This is a genomic window from Alkalibacterium iburiense, from assembly GCF_039521845.1.
Classification (GTDB): domain Bacteria; phylum Bacillota; class Bacilli; order Lactobacillales; family Carnobacteriaceae_A; genus Alkalibacterium; species Alkalibacterium iburiense.
Genome location: NZ_BAAACW010000145.1, coordinates 1 through 6,818 on the forward strand (window position 1 = coordinate 1; position 6,818 = coordinate 6,818).

Annotated in this window: 9 protein-coding genes; 2 read left to right on the top strand and 7 right to left on the bottom strand. The window is 38.4% G+C overall.

Annotated elements, in window-relative coordinates:
* Positions 1-592: 592 nt before the first annotated feature.
* From ABDZ53_RS11360 to ABDZ53_RS11390, 7 genes are all read right to left on the bottom strand, one after another.
* Positions 593-988: a DUF4430 domain-containing protein gene (locus ABDZ53_RS11360; RefSeq protein WP_343756624.1), complete on the bottom strand. Its 396-nt coding sequence runs from the start codon at positions 986-988 to the stop codon at positions 593-595.
* A gap of 12 nt (positions 989-1,000) precedes the next feature.
* Complete coding sequence (locus ABDZ53_RS11365; protein WP_343756625.1) at positions 1,001-1,570, bottom strand: ECF transporter S component; 570 nt, start codon at positions 1,568-1,570, stop codon at positions 1,001-1,003.
* A gap of 36 nt (positions 1,571-1,606) precedes the next feature.
* Entirely contained in the window at positions 1,607-2,572 is a 966-nt protein-coding gene (locus ABDZ53_RS11370) for a glycyl radical enzyme family protein (RefSeq protein ID WP_343756626.1), read from the bottom strand.
* 306 nt (positions 2,573-2,878) lie between these two features.
* Entirely contained in the window at positions 2,879-3,253 is a 375-nt protein-coding gene (locus ABDZ53_RS11375) for a hypothetical protein (RefSeq protein ID WP_343756627.1), read from the bottom strand.
* 233 nt (positions 3,254-3,486) lie between these two features.
* Positions 3,487-4,146 carry a glycyl radical enzyme family protein gene (locus ABDZ53_RS11380; RefSeq protein WP_343756629.1) on the bottom strand — a complete coding sequence of 220 codons (660 nt, stop codon included), beginning with the start codon at positions 4,144-4,146 and terminating at the stop codon, positions 3,487-3,489.
* Between the two features lie 319 nt (positions 4,147-4,465).
* Positions 4,466-4,759, bottom strand: coding sequence for a hypothetical protein (locus ABDZ53_RS11385; protein ID WP_343756630.1), 294 nt, complete (start codon positions 4,757-4,759; stop codon positions 4,466-4,468).
* A gap of 196 nt (positions 4,760-4,955) precedes the next feature.
* The gene (locus ABDZ53_RS11390; protein ID WP_343756631.1) at positions 4,956-5,939 is read right to left on the bottom strand and encodes an aldo/keto reductase; all 984 of its coding nucleotides are present in this window, start codon (positions 5,937-5,939) and stop codon (positions 4,956-4,958) included.
* A gap of 342 nt (positions 5,940-6,281) precedes the next feature.
* Between ABDZ53_RS11390 and ABDZ53_RS11395 the strand changes: the two genes are divergently transcribed.
* A complete protein-coding gene (locus tag ABDZ53_RS11395) occupies positions 6,282-6,536 on the top strand; it encodes a hypothetical protein (RefSeq protein ID WP_343756632.1) in 255 nt (84 codons plus the stop codon).
* Positions 6,537-6,555: 19 nt separating this feature from the next.
* Positions 6,556-6,818: GIY-YIG nuclease family protein (locus ABDZ53_RS11400; protein WP_343756644.1), on the top strand; the 263-nt coding region annotated here is incomplete at its 3' end.

A 6,818-nucleotide genomic window follows, 5' to 3' on the forward strand; every position in this document is an offset into this window, starting at 1 on the left:
TATTATACTTATCCATGTGTAGATCCTTTGTATTGGTCTTGGATAAGTCATCCAAGTACTAGTATAAAGGATTTTTTTATGCCATGGAATAGTTAAATTTTTAATGCAACACTAGTGAAATTAAATAAAAGAAGGGAATCTTTTGCTTAATTTTAGATGTAGCAGAGCTCTTTTAAATGAATAAATATATTATCGATACTTTTCGAACACCTAAAAAGAAGCGAGGTCAATTAGTATTGTATTTAGCACGATTATTTTTGGCTTACTTATTGTGGAGATTATTGATTATTTAAAATTGATGGGATAATTGATATTTACGATTATCTTCTTTAAGCGCAATATGATTTTTATTATATTGTTTATACTAATGTTGGCATCAGTGGTACAAATGCGTGGCAGTAGTCAAAAGAGGTGGAAGAAGTGGTGGTCATTCTTTTTCCTGAAAATGAAATAGCTTATATGGCTCTTCATTTTCAAAATGTCCGTTTGAAAAGACAAGTTCAATATCATAACTTTTCTAGTTTATGCTTCCATACAATGAAAAAAAGCTGATTCAGTGTTTTAATAAACACGAATCAGCTTTTGATTTTAGTTAAAAGGCCATTAATTCCCACGTTATAGTGTCTTGATCTTCCGGCACAAATTCTTCCGCACCTACTGTGACCATTTCGTCATTCACTTCAAAGACCCAAAAGAGTCCTTCATCTGTATTTTGCTCTACGCCTTCAATGGATTCCACGAAACCTTCATCGCTCACAGCCATGTCAAAGTGATTGTCCATGATTTCCATTAATGTTTCTTCAGAAGAGGCTCCAACTGTTTCGTTGGCTAGTTCTTCTTCAGCAGTTGTAATCACAATAGTGACTTCTTTATCTGCATCGGAAGATTCACCCGAACCATTTGAAAAGACACCAACTAAAACCAATCCGATAACGACTAATACGACAGCCGCTACTATACCCACTAAATATTTTTGCTTTTTGTTCATTCTTCTTCTCCTCTAACAATCTCCAACTGATTTTGAATCAGAACTTCTTTTGTCTGTTTGCTTAAAGACACGCATGGTAATAGAGTATAGCAACGCGAAAAATACAACGTTTCCTATCGCATGCAACAGATCATAGGGTAGTCCTGATAAATAGTAAGGAACAAATATATTCCATCCAAAAAACGGGGCTTGCACTAAAGAAATAACGAGTCCATAAAGCAAACCGAGAAAGCCTACATAGATTTGCATAACAGGCATGGGAATCTTTTCATAAGAATCCTCGAGCAAGCTCGTCAATAAAATTAAAAGAGTATAACTGGCTAATTGAGCAAAGGTCCAGGGACCCATACCTAAATATATATTTGTAATTAAGACAGACAGTAAAGAAACAGTTAAACCGTCTTTCCAGCCATAATATAAAGTAATGCAGACCAACAGCACAGTCATGGGTTGAACATTGGGTAGAAATGAGAAGGAGAGTCTCCCCACAGAAACAAGTGTCGTCAACAAGGCTATACGTGTAAGGGCATAGGTTCTACTTTTATCCGTTGAGGTTCTTTTTTCTACTGGTTCTGATCTCACATCTCATTCCACCTTTCTACATTATTATAAAAGTAATTAACGAATTGGACAAACGCCTGCTGCACAACCATCCATATTATCTAAATCAGCTGTTGTTTCATTTGCTTCAAATTGTTGTAATAAAGCTGCATCAAATGGTTTCATGTCTTTTTTGCGCTCTGCGTATTGCTCTTCAGTAATAGCTTCATAAGGTGCCAATGTATACGTTCCACCATCATGGCTTAAGAAAGATACCCCAACAAAGTTATCCCAACCGTCCCATACACGTTGTTCAGCTTGTCCCCATTCACCAGGTTTTACGTCAATGGTGTTTGAAGCATTGTGTTCAACGTAGTTTTTCTGGAAACGGAAGTAAGTGTCAAATTGCTCATCAACATTTGTGTCTTCTTTTGTACGTTTAGCTCCACTTGCGACAGGGAAGTCGATAACAACTGTACGAGCCATTTCAATCACTGACTCATCAGCTAAATCTTCTTCGGAGTATAAACCGTTTGTTCCCACTTCAGCATGAATCTTCCAGTCTAATTCTCTCGCTACTTTCACAAGAGGATCTGTTGCATTAATACGAACGCGACGAACGTAGAAAGGACTGTGGCTCATGTGAACACCTGGGGATACGCCACCAGCTACTTGAGATAATGTTCCTTCTGGTTTTACCGTTGTTGCTAGTAATGGTGCGTTAACACGTAATGTTTTAGCATAAGCATCCGCTTCATTTCTAGAAGCCGCTCTTAATTCGTTCATCCATTTTTCTTCGTCTTCTTCAGTTGCTCCAACTAAAGCTAAAGCATCTTTCCATCCTGTTACAGACGTACCGATTAAACGGTCACGCTGTTGGATTTCATTCCAAGAATCAATTTCAAGTGGAGATAATGTCATACGTAGACCAATACGAGCAGATAAAGCTTGTGCACGTTTTAGTCCTTCTAGATCTAGATAGTGTGATCCGTCTTCGTTTTCTTCAACAAAAGCTTTAACGTTGATAGTCGTTAAATTACACACGCCTTTTGAATCTAAAATAATTTCCGATTTATGTTATCGTAGGGGCTTTTTATCCCTTACTTCTGGAGGTTTCCCTCATACACATTTGTGTTACGGTAGGTCAATTCCTACCCAGTCCAGCATACATTTTAACTTTAGGAAATATATTTATCTAAAGTTCCGACCACTCTTGGGAGTGTTTTTGCTCTCTTAACGCTCAACTCCTATGCGTTACGATGCTGAGTGATGTACTCAGTTATCTCGGTATTAGCTTGGCTTTCGCTTTAGCCTCCACCGATATTGGTCGGTTTTTTACATGAGGCAAGATTATTTACCACATGGATTTACGCCTTCAGCGTTAGGGCGGCGACGTCTTGCTTCTTCCATATTGAAGAAACCAGGTTCACCTTCAAGTTGCATCATTTCAAATACTAGGTTTAAAAATTCTCTCTTAGGTTTTTTCTCAAAGGCAATTGAGTTATTACTCATACGACGGTGGTCTAAACCATCACGTCTGTCACCAATGTTTTCAATCGTATCAAACCATTGCGGCTTAATATTTTCTTTTTCAAGTAGTTCTCCGATTCTCTTGTGCTGAGCTAACTGTTCTTCAGTCCAAATACCGTTCATACCGTATTTAGCAAACATTGACTCGTGATCATCAGCATCGAAAAGGAAAATTTCTGCCGTACGGCGAACCATTTATATTAGGTTCCGATACCTTATATTACTATAAGGATTAGACTATATCTTCATCAAAGGCGTTACTCTTTGATGCTCCCTGTTTCCACTTTTTAAAGTGTACTCTACTCGCTTCTTCGCTCGTGTCCTCTCGACAGGAGTTATGCTTTCGATAGTCGTTACAGGTTCCGGGCTAACCCGGCTTCCCTCGGCATTGTCCTAGTAGGAGTTCCACCGATAAAAAGGAGTGTTTTTTAGTTGGAGGCATTCGCCGTTTGTTTACCACCAACAACTACGTTTGCACCAATTAAGTTTCCGATATCAAGGATGTGAATCGGACGAACCTGCCCGTATCCTTTATCGTCTGTCATGATTGGGTCTAAATAAGGATCAACTTGGTTTTTAAGAACTTTGTCAATACCTTCAAACATTTCTCTTAAAGGTGCTGGTCCTGAAGCAGTACCGCCAAATGTTTTGAGACGTTCGCCTTCAGGTCTGACACTGTTATAACTAATTTTAATTGTATGAATATCTTCGTTTTCAGGATCAGTTAGAAGTTCTAAATACTGATCTAGAGATTCAACCCAGCCTTCTTTAGAATCTCCAACGTATATCTTAGCGTATCCATTTTCCATTTTAACCGTCTGAGTATGCTCTAAACGTTGATCGGTTGGAACGGGACGATATTCTGAATGAAGGAGAGTCGTGTTAGTTCGAATAGGAACCATGTTGGCAGCCATTTTTTTAGTGGATTTAAAGCCAACACCTGTACCAACTAATAACAGATAGAATAATTCACCTAAATCTTTCCAGTTTTCGATAGATAAGAAAGAACAGTTAAAGTTTCCTAAAGCAAAATCTTTATTAACTTTTTCATTAGCATTCCCAAGCCATAAAGTTCTCAATGTGTTCAACAAAGTCGCTACCTTTGTCCGGTAATTGAATACCCGCCTGCCGTTTCCGACAGGTTCAGACTATATCATCACCTCATATTTTATTAATGAGGGCTTCCCATTTCGATTTAAAGGACTTATAGATGATGCCATTCCACATCATATGCCTACCGCTTGGCTCTACTCTACTGGCTTATTCACTGTTGTTCGCAGCTATGCTTTCGATAGTCGTTGAACGTTCTTCTTTATAAGAAGCTTCGCTGCTGATTCCCATATCGTAAGATTTAGGGTCCCAGCAATTAAAGAAGTTTTCGATTACTCTTGCGAATAAAAGGGGCAATTACTTACCCGATGGAAACTGCTTGGTATGGTAAATGGATTCGAACAATTCTTTTGCTTCATCTTGCATACGATCCAAATTGATTTCATATCCAATTTTTTTCAAATGTTTGTACTCGAGTGACATGTTGTATTCGATTGCTCGTTTGACTGTCTCATGCCAAAACTCACGTCGTCCTCTTTCTTCTAGCCAACGAGAATAGGTTCGACTATAAACGAACTGACCTAGTTCGTTTAGGGGGTTCGGATGCGTCTCTATGTAGTCTTCTACATAGGAGGTAGGTAAAAATTCCATTTTGTATGACTTCCTCTCTTAAAGTTCGTTAACACCATATATTGTGTTGTGAAAATAGTATAGCACAATATATATTGATTTCAAGTTTTTTAATCTATGAATTAGTCTATCACATATAGAAACAATTCTAAAGAAAATTTAAGCACTTAAGGAAATATATTTCCTTAAGTGCTAGATACATATAGGTTTCTAATAGTTAATACGGACCACGAATATGGGCGTGTACATTCTCCCAATAAAAAGTTTCTAATTTCTTCAATTCTTCCGCAGAAAAATTTTTCACTTCGAGAGATTTTAAATTGTCTTCCACTTGTTTGACATTTTTAAAACCGGGAATAACAGAAGTCACGGCTTCTTGCTGCATGACCCATTTTAAAGCCGCTCGGGTGATACTGTCTCGCTCATCACCAATCCAAGACACTTCCCGACTTAATTCCACTCCTTTTTCAAATGGAATCCCCCCGAAGGTCTCTCCGACGTTAAAAGCACCGCCGTCTTTATTAAAGTTTCTATGGTCATCCGACTCAAATTGATGATCTTTAGAAAACTTTCCTGTGAGTAAGCCGCTAGCTAAAGGCACACGTGCCAGAATTCCCACACCTTTTTCTTGAGCTTTTGGAAAAAGTTCCTTTAAAGGTTTTTGACGCAAGACGTTGAAGATAACCTGCAATGCGCTGGCATTTGTGTTTTCTAATACGAATAGTCCTTCTTCATCCGATTCAACACTGACTCCATAACTGCGAATCTTTCCTTCTTTTTTCAACTTTTCCAAGATAGGGAAGATGTCCGTGTTTTTCAGCATATCTAAAGGAGCACAATGAATTTGATATAAATCAATCGTCTCTCTTTGTAAACGGCGCAAACTGTTCTCCACATAAGTTCTGATTTGGTCTTCAGAATAATTTGCCGGGTCATTGATATCACCTAAACGAATAAACTTCGTTGCGATGTGAATCGAATCTTCCTTGCCTTTTGTTGCTTTAGCCAAAAGTTCTTCACTATGACCGGAACCGTAAACGTCAGCGGTATCAAAAAAGTTGACACCGGCGTCCATTGCTTTTTGTAGTCCTTTTAAAGATTCCTCGTCATTGTTTTTACCCCAGTCTCCGCCAATAGCCCATGTGCCAAAGCCTAATTCACTAACGGATAAACCGGTATCGCCTAATGGATTGTATTGCATCTAATCGACTCCTTTGATTATTATAATCGTAGTATAGCATAGAATGAGAAAACGTTTTACGGATATAGGAAAAAATGACCTCTATGTGCCCGTACTAATCTATAAGCATGACCTAGAGTCACATAGAGAGTCTCAACGTGCCCCCAGTCTAAAAAATAGTCATTGGAAAGTCACATAGAACCGTTCTATGTGACCGCGGCAAGAATGTGTGAACCCTTTGGGGCAGATAGAAGCTTTTTAAGAGCTTAAAAAGATGAATTAAGGGATGAAAAGCTGACAAGTGTTCCCTTTTTTGTTAAAATAAAGAGTGAGGATTTAATCAGAGAAAGGGTGTAGAGAGAAATGGCTGACTTATTTATTGATTTTTATCGCGGGAAAGACGAAGAGGCCTTTTTAAGTGCCTGGCAGGAAAAATTTGGCCAGTTAACGGAAGATGAGATAGACGAATTGTTTGCAGAGATTGCTGAAGCGATTGATAAAGCAGTGAAGGACGGCACACATAAAATAGGAGACCCTTTTGTGTACAAAGAAGTGACCGTTGGTACATCTGATTTTAATGCCTTCCACTCTCTCTACGTTTTTGAAGAAGGAAAATAAGACAAAAGGAGGTGCTTTTTTGTCTAATGAATTAATCGAAAACAAATTGCAGCTCTTACCTGATTTACCAGGCTGTTATGTGATGAAAAATACTGATGAGGACATTATTTATATTGGGAAAGCAAAGAATTTAAAGAATCGCGTGCGTTCTTATTTTAGAGGGGAACACACGGGGAAGACGAAACGACTCGTTGAAGACATTGTGGACTTTGAAACAATTGTGACCGGGTCGGACAAAGAGGCTCTTCTTTTGGAAGTCACTTTAATTCAAAAGCATCAGCC

Bases quoted from the DNA above. Each gene is read 5' to 3' on its own strand.
- ABDZ53_RS11360 (WP_343756624.1), bottom strand. From the start codon at position 988: ATGAACAAAAAGCAAAAATATTTAGTGGGTATAGTAGCGGCTGTCGTA.
- ABDZ53_RS11375 (WP_343756627.1), bottom strand. From the start codon at position 3,253: ATGGTTCGCCGTACGGCAGAAATTTTCCTTTTCGATGCTGATGATCAC.
- ABDZ53_RS11385 (WP_343756630.1), bottom strand. From the start codon at position 4,759: ATGGAATTTTTACCTACCTCCTATGTAGAAGACTACATAGAGACGCAT.
- ABDZ53_RS11390 (WP_343756631.1), bottom strand. From the start codon at position 5,939: ATGCAATACAATCCATTAGGCGATACCGGTTTATCCGTTAGTGAATTA.
- ABDZ53_RS11395 (WP_343756632.1), top strand. From the start codon at position 6,282: ATGGCTGACTTATTTATTGATTTTTATCGCGGGAAAGACGAAGAGGCC.